Annotated in this window: 9 protein-coding genes and 1 pseudogene; 8 read left to right on the plus strand and 2 right to left on the minus strand. The window is 62.3% G+C overall.

What is annotated here, in order from left to right:
* The 6 genes and pseudogenes from HV770_RS35030 to HV770_RS35055 all read left to right on the plus strand — a co-directional run.
* Window positions 1-331, plus strand: a 331-nt coding sequence (locus HV770_RS35030) for a sensor histidine kinase (protein WP_175166032.1), incomplete at its 5' end; no start/stop codon positions are given.
* Window positions 332-967: 636 nt separating this feature from the next.
* Window positions 968-2392 carry a basic amino acid/polyamine antiporter gene (locus HV770_RS35035; RefSeq protein WP_175166033.1) on the plus strand — a complete coding sequence of 475 codons (1425 nt, stop codon included), beginning with the start codon at window positions 968-970 and terminating at the stop codon, window positions 2390-2392.
* Window positions 2393-2407: 15 nt separating this feature from the next.
* The gene (arcA, locus tag HV770_RS35040) at window positions 2408-3667 is read left to right on the plus strand and encodes an arginine deiminase (protein WP_175166034.1); all 1260 of its coding nucleotides are present in this window, start codon (window positions 2408-2410) and stop codon (window positions 3665-3667) included.
* A 137-nt stretch (window positions 3668-3804) separates the two neighbouring features.
* Window positions 3805-5289, plus strand: a complete 1485-nt coding sequence (gene nhaC / locus HV770_RS35045) for a Na+/H+ antiporter NhaC (RefSeq protein WP_175166035.1) — start codon at window positions 3805-3807, stop codon at window positions 5287-5289.
* A gap of 454 nt (window positions 5290-5743) precedes the next feature.
* The gene (locus HV770_RS35050) at window positions 5744-6082 is read left to right on the plus strand and encodes an RcnB family protein (RefSeq protein ID WP_175166036.1); all 339 of its coding nucleotides are present in this window, start codon (window positions 5744-5746) and stop codon (window positions 6080-6082) included.
* Between the two features lie 235 nt (window positions 6083-6317).
* Window positions 6318-6705: pseudogene (locus HV770_RS35055) on the plus strand (helix-turn-helix domain-containing protein); the annotation flags it as partial.
* A 4-nt stretch (window positions 6706-6709) separates the two neighbouring features.
* Here the strand turns inward: HV770_RS35055 and HV770_RS35060 are convergent.
* Window positions 6710-8044, minus strand: a complete 1335-nt coding sequence (locus tag HV770_RS35060; protein WP_175166037.1) for a type II toxin-antitoxin system HipA family toxin — start codon at window positions 8042-8044, stop codon at window positions 6710-6712.
* 2 nt (window positions 8045-8046) lie between these two features.
* Window positions 8047-8571 carry a helix-turn-helix transcriptional regulator gene (locus tag HV770_RS35065; RefSeq protein ID WP_175166038.1) on the minus strand — a complete coding sequence of 175 codons (525 nt, stop codon included), beginning with the start codon at window positions 8569-8571 and terminating at the stop codon, window positions 8047-8049.
* Between the two features lie 382 nt (window positions 8572-8953).
* Here HV770_RS35065 and HV770_RS35070 point away from each other — a divergent pair, with 382 nt between their 5' ends.
* Window positions 8954-9250: a hypothetical protein gene (locus HV770_RS35070; RefSeq protein ID WP_175166039.1), complete on the plus strand. Its 297-nt coding sequence runs from the start codon at window positions 8954-8956 to the stop codon at window positions 9248-9250.
* 104 nt (window positions 9251-9354) lie between these two features.
* On the plus strand, window positions 9355-15696 hold the full coding sequence (locus HV770_RS35075) for a type I polyketide synthase (RefSeq protein WP_175166040.1): 6342 nt from the start codon (window positions 9355-9357) through the stop codon (window positions 15694-15696).
* The last annotated feature ends 27 nt before the right edge of the window (window positions 15697-15723 follow it).

The raw sequence follows: 15723 nt of genomic DNA on the forward strand, positions 1-15723 counted from the left end.
GCCGCAGGCATTGCGCCGCATCGTGGGCAACCTCGTCGACAATGCATTGAAGTTTGGCGGCGCAGCCGAGATCAGGATCACGGCGGTGCACGATGGGCAGACGACGATCAGTGTGCTCGACAGTGGGCCCGGCATTCCGGCCGAATCGCTGGAAGCGGTGTTCGAACCGTTCTACCGGCTGGAGACATCGCGCAATCGCCACACGGGCGGCACGGGGCTCGGTCTCGCCATCGCGCGGCAACTCGCGCTGGCGATGGATGCAACGTTGACGTTGCAGAACCGTGAGGGGGGTGGTCTGGAGGCGCGTCTGACGCTGAGCAAGCTGCTTTAGACGCGGGCAGTTCAGTGAAATGGTGCAGCGCGATGAAGCGCGAGATGCCGGCCGCGATTCAAATGTGGAACGCATCATTTCATCGAATGCTCGCGTTTAGAAAAATCCGCCGATTAAGCGCAGGCGATTTGTCCGTGCGAGAACGTTGGGTGATTGGTTTCGACCCAATATTGCCCCGATTCACGTCTTCCCAGTCATCGCCGCTGATAAAAACACAAAGTCGCCCTATCGAAAGTTCTTGTCGATTGTCGATGGTCGACATGCTGAATGTCGAGCGATCGGCCCTGCAGCGACTCTCTTTCTAATTTTTCCCTGTGCGAACGAATCGAGCCAGCAAGTAATCGGCCTGACCCGGATTGTCGTATTAACCAGGATTGAACCGGCGACATATAAGCGTCATGCATGTCGATATGCGTGGGTCAATGCCAGAGTCGACACTGGGTAAAGTCATACAGTGCGCAGAGGCGTCTGTAATATTGACTCCCAATCAATTGACAAAATCGTGTCGACGTACCATTCTTTTCCAGGTGGCGGTTGCAGAGTAGTGCCGCCGCGCTGCGCATGATGAAGCTGTGATAGATACGTTACGTTCGAAACTACCACCCTGGTTAACAAGGTAACTAAAAAGGAATCCGAATGGCGTCCACAGCTCAGAAAATGTCAAAGATGCAGCTCACGGCCATGGTGGTGGGCGGAATGGTCGGAGCGGGGATTTTCTCCTTACCTCGAACTTTTGCAAACGCCACCGGCCCACTGGGCGCCGTCATTGCGTGGCTGATTGCCGGCACCGGGATGTATATGCTGGCGCGAGTGTTCCAGTCTCTCGCTGAACGAAAACCTGAACTCGATGCCGGTGTGTTCGCCTACGCCAAAGAGGGCTTCGGCGACTACCCCGGCTTTCTTTCCGCCTTCGGCTACTGGATTGGTAGTTGTATTGGTAACGTTTCCTACTGGGTGCTGATCAAGTCGACACTGGGGGCCTTCTTCCCGGTCTTTGGCGAGGGCAATACGGTCGTGGCGATTGTCGTCGCCTCGATAGGGATATGGCTCTTCCACTTCATGATCCTGAAGGGCGTGCAGCAGGCCGCCTTTATCAACACCGTGGTCACGGTCGCGAAGGTCATCCCGATCCTGGTTTTCATCCTGATCCTGATCTTCGGGTTCCGGATGGGGCTGTTCCGGGTCAATTTCTATGGCGCAGGGTTGGAAGGCGGCATCTTCGAGCAGGTCCGGGCGACCATGCTGGTTACGGTGTTCGTCTTTTTGGGCATCGAGGGCGCGAGCGTGTATTCCAGGTACGCGAAAAAGCGCTCCGACGTGGGTGCGGCGACAATCACGGGCTTCATCATCGTCACCACGCTGATGGTGCTTGTGACTTTGCTTCCCTATGCCGTCCTGATGCGCCCCGACGTTGCAGTCATGCGTCAGCCGTCGATGGCGACCGTTCTCGAGGCAGTAGTGGGGCCGTGGGGTGCGGTCTTCGTCAGTATCGGGCTGCTCGTCTCGGTGTTGGGTGCATACCTCGCGTGGTCGCTGATTTGCGCCGAGGTGCTGTTTACTGCCGCCAAGACGAAGGACATGCCGTCTGCCTTCGCGAAGGAAAACAAGAACAAGGTTCCCGTGGTCGCGCTGTGGGCGACCAACATCGTCGTGCAGTTGATTGTCATCACCACGTACTGGTCGCGGGACGCGTTTTCGCTGATGCTGAATCTGACCAGTGCGATGGCTCTGATTCCGTTCCTGTTGGTGGCGGGGTATGGCCTGCAATTGACCAAACGCAGGGAAACCTATGACGTCCGGCCAGGGGAACGCAACCGCGATTTCATCATCGCCGTCATCGCCACGGTTTATACGGCTTTCCTGCTCTACGCCGGGGGCATGAAATTTATTGTCCTGTCAGCGGTTCTCTATGCGCCGGGAACGGCGCTCTACTTCTGGTGTCGACGCGAGCAGAACGTACCCGTATTCACCAAAGCGTCCGACTGGATCATTTTCGTTCTCGCGGTTATTGGCGCAGTCGTCGGTATCTACTGGATCGCGACAGGTTACATCACCATTTAACGAATGGAGTTCGTCATGGCGACTACAGATGTGAAAGATGCTGGGTTTGGTGTGCACTCGGAAGTCGGACAATTGCGCAAGGTGATGGTGTGCGCACCAGGGCTGGCCCATCAGCGGCTCACCCCTAGCAACTGCGATGAACTGCTATTTGATGACGTGCTATGGGTCGAGAACGCCAAGCGCGATCACTTCGACTTCGTCACCAAGATGCGGGACCGCGGTGTGGAAGTGCTGGAGATGCACAACCTGCTGGCGGAAACCGTGGCGGTGCCCGAGGGCAAGAAATGGATTCTCGATAACCAGGTCGTCCCCAATCAGGTAGGACTCGGTTTCATCGACGAGTTGCGCAGCTATCTTGAAGGTCTCGAGAATCGCAAGCTCGCTGAGACGCTGATCGGCGGGCTGTCGACTCACGATTTCCCGGAAGCGCATGGTGGCAAGGCGCTGGAGATCGCGCGCGAAGCGGCAGGGGCCACCGAGTACCTGCTGCCGCCTCTGCCGAACACACTTTACACGCGCGACACGACTTGCTGGATTTACGGCGGGGTGACGCTGAATCCGCTGTACTGGCCGGCGCGTCATGAGGAAACGATCCTCACGGCGTCGATCTACAAGTTCCACCCCGACTTCGCGGGCAAGGTCAACGTGTGGTGGGGCGACCCGACTCAGGACCATGGTCTCGCGACGCTCGAAGGCGGCGACGTGATGCCGATTGGCAAAGGCGTCGTGCTGATCGGCATGAGCGAGCGCACCTCGCGCCAGGCAATCAGCCAGTTGGCGGCGACGCTGTTCCAGAAGGGCGCGGCCGAGCGCGTCATCGTGGCGGCCATGCCGAAGATTCGCGCGGCCATGCACCTCGATACGGTGTTTACGTTCGCCGACCGCGACTGCGTATTGCTCGCGCCGGACTTCATGAACAAGACGCGTACGTTCTCGTACCGCCCGAGCAGCCATCCGAGTGGCGTGGAACTGCATCGTGAGGACAAACCGTTCGTCGACGTGGTGGCTGAAGCACTGGGGCTCAAGAAACTGCGGGTCGTGGAAGCGGGCGGCAGCGACTATCAGCGCGAACGCACGCAATGGGACAGCGGTGCGAACCTCGTGTGCGCGTCGCCGGGTGTGGTCTATGCCTACGACCGCAATACTTACACCAACACGCTGCTGCGCAAGCAGGGCATCGAGGTGATCACGATCGTCGGCGCGGAACTCGGTCGGGGCCGTGGCGGTGGCCACTGCATGACCTGTCCGATCCAGCGCGATCCGGTGGACTACTAACCAGCGAACCGCGTTGGCGCCGCGTCGCCCGCCTGCCGATGTCGCGGCGAGCAGGCGGCGCGCTCGCGCCGCTACGGGACTTCATCGAAGCATTATCAGATGGGCCACAGTTGTTGCCGACATGGGGACAAGCTTAAATGAAGAGGCCCGAATCACCCGAACCGGTGACGATGATCGAGGCGATCATCCCCGTCGCCAGCCTGATTGTGCTGGTGGGCCTGTCGTACTATCTGTTTGGCGATGCCGGTGCCAGCGGCCCGAACCAGGTGGGCCTCGTCGCCGCGACGATGATCGCGGTGTTTATCGGCTGGCGTCGCGGGCATTCGCTGGCCTCTCTCGGCGAGGCCGCGGCCGCGAGTGTCAGCACGGGTATCGGTGCGATCTTCATCCTGTTTGCGGTCGGTGCGCTGATCGGCACGTGGGCGCTTAGCGGGACGCTCGTGGCGATGGTCTATTACGGCCTCCAGCTGCTCAATCCCAACTACTTCTACGTCACCGCGGCCGCCATTTGCGCGCTCGTTGCGGTGAGTATCGGCAGTTCGTGGACGGTGGCCGGCACCATCGGCATTGGCCTCATGGGCATTGCTCACGGCATGGGGCTGAATCCCGCGATCGCGGCCGGTGCGATCATTTCGGGCGCCTATTTCGGCGACAAGTCTTCGCCGCTCTCCGACTCCGCCAATCTCGCTGCTGCTGGAGCCGGCGTCGATCTGTACCGGCACATTCGCGAGATGTTTCTGACGTCGGCCGTGTCGATGACCATTTCACTCGGCGTGTTCTATCTGTTGGGGCAGCCCGGCGATTTCGACGCGAGCGCCGAAGTAGAAGCCATGCGTGGCGCCTACCACATCTCGTTGTGGTTGTTCGTGCCGCTTCTTCTCGTGATTCTGCTGGCGATCTTCAGAATGCCGCCATTCACGGCAATCTTTCTCGGTGCGCTGGCGGGCGGTGTGCTCGCCGTGTGCGTGGCCCCCGAGCGTGTGATCGCGTTTGCGTCGGCGAAAGAGGGCGTGCCGGGGTGGCTCGCGCTTTTCAAGGGCGTATGGCTCGCATTGGCGAGCGGCTACAAGGCGTCGACGGGCAATACCGAGCTCGACATACTCGTGACACGCGGCGGCATGGACAGCATGCTGAACACGATCTGGCTGATCATCACGGCGTTGGCGTTCGGCGGCGTAGTCGAAAAGTGCGGGGTGCTCGAACGGCTGATTGGCCCGGTCATCGAAAAAGTGAAATCGGCCGGTGCGCTGGTCGCTTCACTCGTGGCGGCGATCGTCGCCACCAACGTGGTCACCGCCGACCAGTACATCGCCGTGGTGCTTCCCGCGCGCATGTTCAAGACCGCGTTTGCGCGGCGCGGGTTCGAGCCGGTGGTGCTGTCGCGCGCAGTCGGTGATGCGGCCACGCCGACCGGCGCGCTGATCCCATGGAATAGCTGCGGCGCCTATATGGCGGCGACGTTGGGGGTATCCACGCTGAGTTACGCGCCTTTTGCCGTGTTCTGCTTCGCGAGTCCGCTGTTGACCATAGCGATTGCGTATGCGGGCATCCGGATGTGGCGTCTACCCGCCGCGCAGATCGAGACTGCAACTGGGGCCGCTGCGCCGCCTGGCGATAAATGAGGGCCGCTGGCGAACGATTTAGTGGGCCGAAATTTTGCCGGCCATTTTGAAAGCGCCGGCTATTGCCGGCTTGACCTCGCGGGCTATTGGCTATCAACGGGCATCCCGGCTTGAAGTCGAACGTCCTTTTACTATACTCAGATCGACTACGAGTAAAACCCGAATTAACACTTCTTTCCTGAGCATGTCGGGTAATTGCATTCGGAATTTCTGTCGCCGAATACAATGAACATCGAGTCATTCGATTGGCTACGGTATCGGCCCCAGATACTCTTCGAACCTTGCATTGCATAACCAGGCAGTCTATCCATGGCATGAATGCGGGTGTCGCAACGATGCACGATTACCTTCACATGAGTCGAGCAGTCTGTGGAGAGAATGGGCATGGTGACGTCGAGAAGGCATTGGACGCTGTGACACCCTAACCTTTCTTCCACAGCAGGGAGGTTTGATCATGAACAAGCGGATCATTGTGCAACTCGTCGCCCTTTCTCTCTCCGGCATTTCGCTCGTTGCCATCGCGGCCGGTCCGCCGCCGGGAGGGGGCGCGCCGATGGCCAATTCGTCAATGGGCCGCCAGCAGGTCATGCCGACGATTCCCCATCGGGACTGGAAGAAGGGGCAACGCATTCCCACCGAGTACCGTACCTACAACTTCATCATGGACGACTGGCGTGGTCATGGGCTCAATGCGCCGCCGCGTGGACAGAAGTGGCTAGGCGTCAACGGAGACTACGTGCTGGTCTCGACCAGGAACTGGACTATCTCCAACATCGTCTCCGGAACGCCCTGACGCGGCATACAGGAAGCGGATGCAACACACGTGCCGCGTACGCAAGCGTGCTGCCGGATCGGGCCGAAAGAGACGCTCGCGTGCGTTGGGTGCTACTGCGGATTCCCGAACGTCCGCCGCTCATTGCCTACACAGTTTGGCGGCCATGTTCGGCCCGATCGTTCACACGCGTTTCAGTGTGCATGGCGGGCTAGTTGTGGAACCGGCTGTTCAATCGCCTGCGCCGCGAGCAGCACATTTGCGTCATAGGTACTCGGCGTTTGCGTCCACGCTATTGCAGGAAACGTGCGACAGGCTCATCGGCGAGACGAAGACGTCGGTAGCGTATCCGTGAGATGTATCAGATGTTGATGCGTCAACCCGGCGAGTTCCCGGGCATGGAAGTGGTCGCGAAAGCGCTGCAGATGACGAGCCGCACGCTGCGGCGTCGGCTGGAAAGCGAGGGCACGTCGTTTGTGGCGATTGTCGATGACGTACGTTGCTCGCTAGCGACCGAATACCTGAAAACCACCAGGATGAGCACCGACGACATCGCGATGCTGTTGGGATTCAGCGACCCGGCGAACTTGCGGCGCGCGCTGAAGCGCTGGACGGGCAAAGGGCCGGGGGAATTGCGTCGCTAGACGGCTAAGTCGATTGCGCAAGCTTCCTGTTCAACCGGCGCATTCCATCGAAGACCGCATCGGCCACGTCCATCGGGAAATCCGTGGGCAAGCGCGACGACACTTCGTCGATCACTGCGTCGGTGCGTGCCGTCAGTTCGCCAATCATGCCCTCGACGGTCGCCGCGGAAAAGCCGACGCGTTGCCCTTCGGCAATCCAATGCCGCCGCTGGATCTGATTGAGCAGATAGTGAACGTTCCTGCCGTGCACGGCCATCGCCAGCTTGACCTTCTGCGCCGGCAATCGGCCGGCGCCCGCACCGATGATCGGATGAGCGGACAGCACGTCGTAGAGCGGCGTGGATTCGTACTGGTTGCCCGGCAGGTGCGCGATGCTGAAGTTCTTTGCATGACCGTCGGTCGCGGCGAGTAGCCAGAAGACCATCTGCGTGATGAAGAAGTTGCGCCGATCGAGCGCCGCGCGCGCGGAGCCGGAGAGTACTTCCATGATGGCCTCGATCCCTGGGCCGCCATCGGACTCGTACTTGTGGAGCGCCGAGGTGGCCGTCGCCTGGCACATGTCCTCTTGCGGCAGCCGCACGATCCATGTTGCGTCGCTGGACGGACGGCGATCGAATCGCTCGACGATCAGCACCTTCTGATCCTCGAATCCGGCGATCTCGCAACGGGCGACGGGCAGTCCATAAGCCGCGACGATTTGCGAGCAGAGCCACTCGTTTTCGACGGAGGTGCGCATGTCCGCTCGCATGTTGCCAACCAGTCCCAGTGGCAACTTGAAGATATGCGTGGTCGGCGTGCTACCTTCGGGCAGCAGCCAGCGGTCACGATGCCGGAGCAGGGCGGTCTTTTCCTGCGCGCCCGCGATCGACAGACGTAGATCTTCCAGGGGATCGTGTTGTCCCAGCGGTGACGTCGAGGTCGTGCCGCGCAGCAGCTGGGCGATCTCGCCGTCGCTGAGTTCGCGGCCGTGGATGCTCGTCAGGTTGGTGGGGGACTCGTCCGGCGGCAGCATCTGCAGCGCGCCGACGCAGTCGCGGCCGAGCGTGGCGAGCAGTGCGAAAGGCGCGGTGCTGCCGGTCCGGTAGCGTGTGGCGATCCGGCGGCGGATCGGTTCGCTGTCTGGGAGCAGGTTGTCGAAATAGTCTGCGACGACCTGGCCGCGATACGGCTGGTTACCCGGCGTGAAAGGCAGCGACAGCGACAGCGGGCGTCCTTGCGGATCGTCGAGCCAGTCGTCGCGGTATGCCAGACGTTCGCCGTTACGCGCCGTTTCCCAATGTCCGACCTGCAGGCCGTTCATCCAGAGGTTTAGCCGGCTGGGTTGCGTGCTTCGCGCCATGCTTACCAGTTCTCCCGTTTCTTGCTGACGCGCCTCGCCTTCGCGGGGGCGCGTTGGGCCTCAGAGGCGGTATTGCCGCCGACTTCCCGCGTGTTTGTTCTCGCGCCAGGTTTCGCCTGGCTTTTGATGCGCGCCGGGGTTTCGGCGGAAGTTGTCTGCTTGCGTGTCGATGGCGTTTTGCGTTTGACGTCGCCCGTTGCTGCGGCCGATGCTTTCTTTGCGGGGCGTGCGGACGTGGTGCGAGCTGCTACAGGCGTGGCGGCGCGGACAGACGCTGCATTTTCCACGGCGGCGCTTTCGGCTGACTCGCCAGCGGCTTGGGTGAGCTTCAGATCGACCTGGAGCACTCGCAGGACCTTGACGAGCCGCTCCACGCTGACCGCGGCTGGATTGGCCTCCAGTTGCGCGTAGGTCTGCTGCGTCACGCCGAGATGACTCGCCATCGCGGCTTGGGTGAGACCGGCGGTTTTTCTGAAGCCCTGCAGAATTGGCCTCAATTGGCTCAGTGTTTTGATGGAGTAGTCCACGGCGATTCTCCGGCAGGTGCGTTGGCACCACGACAGGCTAAAACCTGTAAATTGTCGCTACAGTCTATACGCTGTATTTTGCAAATACAAGCTAAAGACTGTTAATAGTAGATGCAGGCAAAACGGACCCGGCGTCGATGCCGTGTGCGCTCCCGGTTCGGACTTTTTACGCAACTAACGGTCAAGTCGCTTTTCCCGCCCCAGGCGCGGCCGCTGCTGCAATACCGCTATCCGAGAAACCGGCCGCGATCAATGACGGCACCGGACGGTAAAGACACATCTCCCAATTCCGCATCTTCTTTCGGAATTTTCAATGTTTATTAGATAGGCTGCGAATTATTCTGACGTCGGCTGAACGCACGGGCGACGGACATGAGAGTGAATGAATAAAAGGCTGGATTCGTTGCATCAAATGGTCAACGAGGAATTGCCTTTTGCGGGTCCGATCAACCTTCAAGGCCGTTCAGAATTTTGCGCAAACGCGCTGCTGCAACCTATCCCGCGAGCCAACGTAAAAAATTTCTCGAAGCAGAAATTGCCAAATGGCGCTTCAAATTGCAAAGCGAGGTGCATGACGCACGATTCGATCATGTTCGTCATGTTGTTCGGGAGGAACAGCTACGCCTGCCGCCCAGCCAATAACGCGCCGCAAACTGAGCATCCCTTCGACGTGTATTGAACAAAGACTCAATTGAGATAGAAGTGCGACGGCACGGGGAAACTGCAGTCCATTTTTATGATTGGAATTTTAAAAAGATAACTTTTTATATTTAAATAACAAAAATGCGTGAAATTGCTGTGGTCGGAATGGCGTGCCGCCTTCCGGGCGGGCTGGACGATCTTGATTCGCTGCTGGCCGCCCTTCGTGAACGTGTCGTCACTGCCGGTCCCATACCGGCGGATCGCTGGGACGCCGCCCGCTACTATTGCGCCAACGAGAGCGTGAAGGGCAAGGCGTATGTCGACAAGGCCAACTTCCTGAAGCAGGACGTCCGTTCGATCGACGCGGAGTTTTTCGATCTGCCCGCGCGCGTCGCCGAAAACCTCGATCCGCAGCAGCGGCTGCTGCTCGAACTGATCTGGGAAGCCTTCGAAAACGCCGGCCTCGATCTGCCTGCCCATGCCGGTCGCAAGGTCGGCGTGTATGTCGGCGGCTTCATGCTCGATCACATGATCACGCTGATGCAGGTCGAGAATCGCACGCGGCACAACGCCAGCACGGCGGCCGGCATGATGATGACGATGTTGGCGAACCGCCTGTCGCATGCCTTCGATCTGCGTGGGCCGAGCCTGTCGATCGACACGGCCTGCTCGTCGTCGCTGGTCGCATTCAGCTATGCGTGCCGCGACATCTGGTCGGGCGACTGCGACGTCGCCGTGGTCGGCGGCGCGAACATCATGACGCGGCCCGAGTATTCGATCGGTATGAGCAAGGGGCAATTCCTGTCGCGCGACGGGCAGTGCAAATCTTTCGACGCTCGCGCCGATGGCTACGGCCGAGGCGAAGGCGGCGGCATCGTGCTGCTGAAGACGCTGGAAAAAGCGCTGGCCGACGGCGACACGATTCTCGCAACGGTCGCGGGCGCAGGGGTCAATTCGGACGGCCGCACGCCCGGCATCTCGATGCCCAGTGCCGATGCACAAAGCTTGCTGATCCGCGAGGTATGCGAACGCTTCGACATCGATCCGGCGCAGGTGCGCTACGTGGAATGTCACGGCACCGGCACTGCCGTCGGCGATCCGCTCGAAGCGGCGTCGATCGGCTCCGTGTATGGGGTGGGCCGCACTGGGGACGAGCGCGTCGTGCTGGGCTCGATCAAGAGCAACATCGGGCATCTGGAAGCAGGCGCCGGCATTGTCGGCGTGATCAAGGCGGTGCTCACGCTAATGCATCGCGAGGCGTTCCCGCTCGGCAATCTGCAAACGCCGCATTCGGGCATTGCGTTCGAAGACCTCGGGGTGCGTCTGGCCGACAAGGCGATCCCGCTTGCCGCTTCGCACGAGCCGTTCCTTGTCGCAATCAATTCATTCGGCTACGGCGGCACCAACGCGCACGTGGTGCTGCGCTCTGCGCCGGAAGCTGCGCCCGCTGGCGCGGCCGAAACAGTGGCGGCCGCGCGTCCTGAAGGCTTTCCGCTCTACCTGCCGCTGTCCACGCGCAGCGCACCGGCGCTCAAGGCACTCGCGCGACAGTATCTCGACCGGCTGTCGAAGGTCGACGCTCCGCTCCAGGACCTGCTGCATTGCGCCGCGCTGCGTCGCGCTTCGCTGAGTCATCGCGCGGTCGTGCTGGGCGCCGACAAGGGCGAATTGCGCGACGCGCTTGCTGCGTTGCTGCAAGGCGAGAAATCCGACCATGTGGTCACCGGCCAGCAGCCGGTCGCAGGCCGCCCGCTGCCGGTGTGGGTGTTCACCGGCATGGGCCCGCAATGGTGGGCGATGGGCCAGCAACTGTATCGCGACGAGCCGGTGTATCGCGCAGCCGTCGACCACGCGGACGGTCTTTTTCAGCAAATCGCCGGCTTCTCCATTCTCGCGGAAATGCTGAAAAGCGAAGCGCAATCGCAAATCACGCGGACCATTTACGCGCAGTCGGCGAACTTCATGATCCAGTGGGGCATCGCCACCGTGCTGCGCGCCGCGGGCGTCACGCCGGGCGCGGTCGTGGGCCACAGCGTCGGCGAAGTCACGGCTGCTTGCGTGAGCGGCGCACTGAGCCTCGAAGACGCACTGCGCGTGAGCTACGAGCGCAGCCGCCTGCAGGCGCGCACGGCGGGCTGCGGCAGCATGCTCGCGGTGGGCATGGACCATGAGGGTGTCGTGGCGTTGCTGCAGCCGTTCGAAGGGCGCGTCGAAATCGCGGCGGTCAACGGTCCTGGCACGCTCACGTTGTCGGGCGAGACGACGGCGATCGAAGCGCTCGCCGCCGAGCTTGCCACGCGCGAGGTATTCCATCGCGTGCTGAATGTCGAGGTGCCCTACCACAGCCACTTGATGGACCCGATTCTCGACGAACTCGCGTCGTCGTTGCACGCAATCGTCGCCTGCGAGCCGGCGGTTCCGCTGTATTCGACGGTCACCGGCGGCCGTGTGGAAGGCCCGTCCTTCGGCGCAACCTACTGGCCGCAAAACGTGCGCCGGCCGGTTGCCTTTGCCGGCGCGGTCCAGTCTCTGCTCGACGATGGCTTCACCACCTTTGTCGAAATCGGACCGCACCCGGTGCTGTCGGGCGCGCTGCGTGATTGTGCAAAAGCGTGCGCGAAACAGATCCAGCTTGTGGAGACACTGCGCCGCAACGAAGCGGAGCGCGTGCGCCTGCATCGCGCCGTGGCGCACGTGTTCGCGAGTGGCTGCGAGATCGACTGGACGCCGCTCAATGGGTTGGGCCAAGCCGTCGTCCTGCCGAACTATCCGTGGCAACGCGAACGTGCGTGGGTCGAAACCGAGCGCGCGGTCCATCAGCGCGTCGGCACGACCGAGCGCCCGCTGCTCGGCTGCGAGCAATACCCCGCGCCCGACGTGTGGGTCAACGATCTCGAGCATCAGGGCCTCGCCTATCTGAAAGACCACATCGTCATGGGGACGTCGATCATGCCGGCCGCGGGTTATGTCGAAACGTTGCTCGAAATCGCCGCGTTGCTGCATCCAGACGCGCCGGGCTGGCGCGTCAACGATGTGGAAATCCACGCGCCGCTGGTGATCTCCGGGGACCGCGCGATCGACTACGTATCCAGCTACGAGCGCAACACGCGCCGCGTGGCGATTCGCAGCCTTGAAAGCGGCAAGATCGGCGATGGGCAATTGCATCTCACTGGCAGCGTCGGAGCATTGGAGTCGGCGGAAGCCCGTGATGTCGATCTGGCATCGCTGAAGGCAACGCTACGTGTCGAACGGGACCCGGCGGTGTTCTATCGCGAGTTGTCACGCATCGGTTTGCAATATGGACCGCACTTCCAGTCGGTGCGGTCACTGCGTATCGCCCCGCAAGGCGGGCGCGTGCTCGCGCTGATCGAGCGCGGCCCCGATCTGGCCAGCACCGGCTATTGCGCGCAGCCTGCGATGCTCGACGCGTGCTTCCAGGTGCTCGTCAGCATGCTCGACGACAACGAATCGACTTTCCTGCCAACCGGCTTCAAGGAGTTGCGCCTGCTCGCGCCTGCATTGCCGGATCGTTACTGGTGCGATGCGGTGCAGGTCAACGCCACGCCGCATCACGTCGACGCCGACCTGACGATCGTCGACGACACGGGCCGCGTGCTAGCGGTGATTCGCGGGCTGCGCGTGAGCGCGTCGTCGGCAAAGGTGGAGCGTACCGACGCGCACGGCGATCCGGTGAAGCTGCAGATGCCGCGCTATGAATGGAGCGATGCCGGGCGCCTGTCCGAGCCAAGGCGTCTCGGTCACTGGCTGATCGTGCAAGCGCGTGATACGGCGGCGCTGGCCGAGCGCCTGGCGGGCGGCCTGGAAGCGTTCGGCGCGCGAATCTGCGCGCGGCTCAGCGCGGGTTCATCGTTCGACGTCGAGGGTGTGCGAATGACCGCGCGCTCCGACTCGGCCGACGACATCGCCCGCGCACTGGAAGCCGCCGGCACGCTGCATGGCGTCGTGTTCGTCCACGGCGCGAATGCGAAGCTCGACGGTGCTGATCCAACCGGCACGCAGGCGCTGCTTTTCATGCACGCGGTCACGCGGCAGCTGGCAGGCTTGCCGGTGGCGCAACGGCCGCGCGCCTATGTGCTCACGCGTGATGCGTTCAGCGTCACCGAGCATGATGCGCCGGTGCAACCCGCGCAGTGCGCGCTGAATGGTTTCGCTCGCGTCGCCTTCAACGAACTCGAAGGCATGCGCTTCAGCACTGTCGACATTCCGGCGTCCGCCGCTGATGACGATCTCGATGCGGCGATCCTCGAATTGCTGTGCGACGCGCCGGAAGACGAAGTTGCGATCCGCCGCGGTCGCCGCTATTTCAGCCGACTTGCGGTAAGTCCGGTGCTCGCGCAGCCGCGCATTGAGCCGATGTCGCTGAGCGCCGAGCGCGCAGTCCAGGTTCGTCATGTCGGCGAGCATGAAGAAAGCGCAGGCAGCGTCAAACTGATCGAGATCGCCCGCCTGCCGCTGCGCGACGACGAGATCGAACTGAAGGTCGATTGTGTCGCGTTGACGATGCGCGCGTTGCGCGACTCGAACGGCGACTCGCTCGATGCGGATTTCGTGGAAGTCGTGGCAACGGTCCAGAGCATCGGCGCGCAAGTGGCCGACCTGCACGCCGGGCAGCGGGTCTACGGTCTTGCGCCTGCCGAATTCGCCAGTCACATTCGCGGCCCGCGCTCAGCCTTCCATCTGGTCGAGGTGCCCGACGACGTCGCCGCGGCGTCGTTGTTGCTGGCAACGGTGCGTGAGGCCGTGTCCGAACGCGTGATCGAACAGGCCGATCTCGACGAGCACGCTCGCGTGCTCGTCGAAGCGGACGAACTCGGCGTGTCGGTGCACGCTGCGCTGCGCCGGCGCGGCATCCATACGACGCTGCTCGCGCGCCCGGACGCCACGAACGCGCAGCAGGTGGCCCGCTGCACGCCGATCGCCGGCACTCATGCCGCGCTCGAAGCGGCGGTCGCAGGCAGTACGAACGGCAAGGGCTTCGACGCGATTGTCGGTCCACTCGCCGCATGGGCCGATACCTTCGGCTGGCGTGCACTTGCCCCCGGCGGCGTGCTGATAGACACCGCACGGCGTGCAAATGCATTCACCGTGCCGAATTCGGCATCGTCGATCGTACGCGCCGATCTGTCGGTGCTGACGCAGCGTGCCGGCCGTTTTGCCTCAGCGCTGCACAAGGCCGTCGAGCGCGCGCGTAGTGGCGAATTCGCCCGGGCCGAAAGCCTGTCGGTGTCGATCGTCGATCTCGCTACGAGGAAGTTCGCGCTGCCCGATTCCGACCTGCCACTGATCGTCAGTTTCGACGATGCGTTGACCGCGTTGCCGGTGCACGTGCTCGAAGCGATGACTTTCAGGCCCGATGCGACTTACCTCGTCACGGGCGGCCTTGGCGGCTTCGGTCAGAAGACCGCGCGCTGGATGGTGGAGCGTGGCGCGCGCCACCTCGTGCTGGCCGGGCGCAGTGGCGCGAACACGCCCGAGCGGAGCGCTTTCCTCGACGAACTGCGTGAGCGCGGTGCGAACGTCGTCTGCGTGAAGTGCGATCTCGCGCACGAAGGTCAGGTTCGCGACCTGTTCGCCACGATTGCGTCCGAGGCGCCTGCGCTGCGCGGCGTGTTCCATGCGGCGGCGGTGATCATCGACCAGCCGATCGGAGAGCTGGTCCCGCAGGACCTTGTTGCGGTGATGAACGCGAAGGCCGAGAGCGCGAGGTTGCTGCACGAGCTGACCCGCGAGATGACGCTCGATCATTTCGTTCTCTATTCGTCGATCGCCAATCTTGTCGGCAATAGCCGGCAGGCCAGCTATGTCAGCGCGAACGGTTTTCTCGACGGCCTCGCATGGCACCGCCGCGCGCTCGGGCTGCCCGCGACCAGCATCAACTGGGGGGCGATTGCCGATGTCGGCGTAGTAACGCGTGACGAAAAGCTTGAACAGTTCATGCGCTATATGGGGCTGCGCGGCATGGAGTCGGCCGAGGCTTTGCACTGGCTCGAAAGGGCGATGTCGCGTGAGCTCACGCAGCTCGGCGTCACGCTGATCACGAACTGGAGCGAATGGGGACGCTACGAAACGCTTGGCGCGCAGTCGCCCCGCTACGCCGAACTGATTGCCGCCGACGCGAGCCCGGACGCCAATCCCGCCGCCGTGTTGTGCGCCGAACTGGCGGAGCTGCCGGCTGCCGACCGCTTCACGGTACTGGCGAGTCTCGTCGCGTCGCTGATCGCCGACGAGCTGGAAACCGCTCCGGAGGCGATTCCGGTCGACCGTCCGATCCTCGATCTCGGCGTCGATTCGCTGATGGCCACCGAAATCCAGTTGTTGCTCAGCCGTGATCTCGGCATCAGCGTGTCGGTGCTCGAGATTCTGGACGACCTGACGATTCGCGCGATCGTCGACAAGGCGCTCAACGCTTTCGGCTGGGGCGACACGGGCGACGCCGTCGCGCCGGCCGCCCAAGCCGCATGACGTTGCAGCGAGCGGCGCTTGCCCGGG

It is taken from the genome of Paraburkholderia fynbosensis (genome assembly GCF_902859935.1).
GTDB lineage: Bacteria > Pseudomonadota > Gammaproteobacteria > Burkholderiales > Burkholderiaceae > Paraburkholderia > Paraburkholderia fynbosensis.

Bases quoted from the DNA above. Each gene is read 5' to 3' on its own strand.
- HV770_RS35035 (WP_175166033.1), top strand. From the start codon at position 968: ATGGCGTCCACAGCTCAGAAAATGTCAAAGATGCAGCTCACGGCCATG.
- HV770_RS35070 (WP_175166039.1), top strand. From the start codon at position 8,954: ATGAATAAAAGGCTGGATTCGTTGCATCAAATGGTCAACGAGGAATTG.
- arcA (WP_175166034.1), top strand. From the start codon at position 2,408: ATGGCGACTACAGATGTGAAAGATGCTGGGTTTGGTGTGCACTCGGAA.
- nhaC (WP_175166035.1), top strand. From the start codon at position 3,805: ATGAAGAGGCCCGAATCACCCGAACCGGTGACGATGATCGAGGCGATC.
- HV770_RS35050 (WP_175166036.1), top strand. From the start codon at position 5,744: ATGAACAAGCGGATCATTGTGCAACTCGTCGCCCTTTCTCTCTCCGGC.
- HV770_RS35075 (WP_175166040.1), top strand. From the start codon at position 9,355: ATGCGTGAAATTGCTGTGGTCGGAATGGCGTGCCGCCTTCCGGGCGGG.
- HV770_RS35060 (WP_175166037.1), bottom strand. From the start codon at position 8,044: ATGGCGCGAAGCACGCAACCCAGCCGGCTAAACCTCTGGATGAACGGC.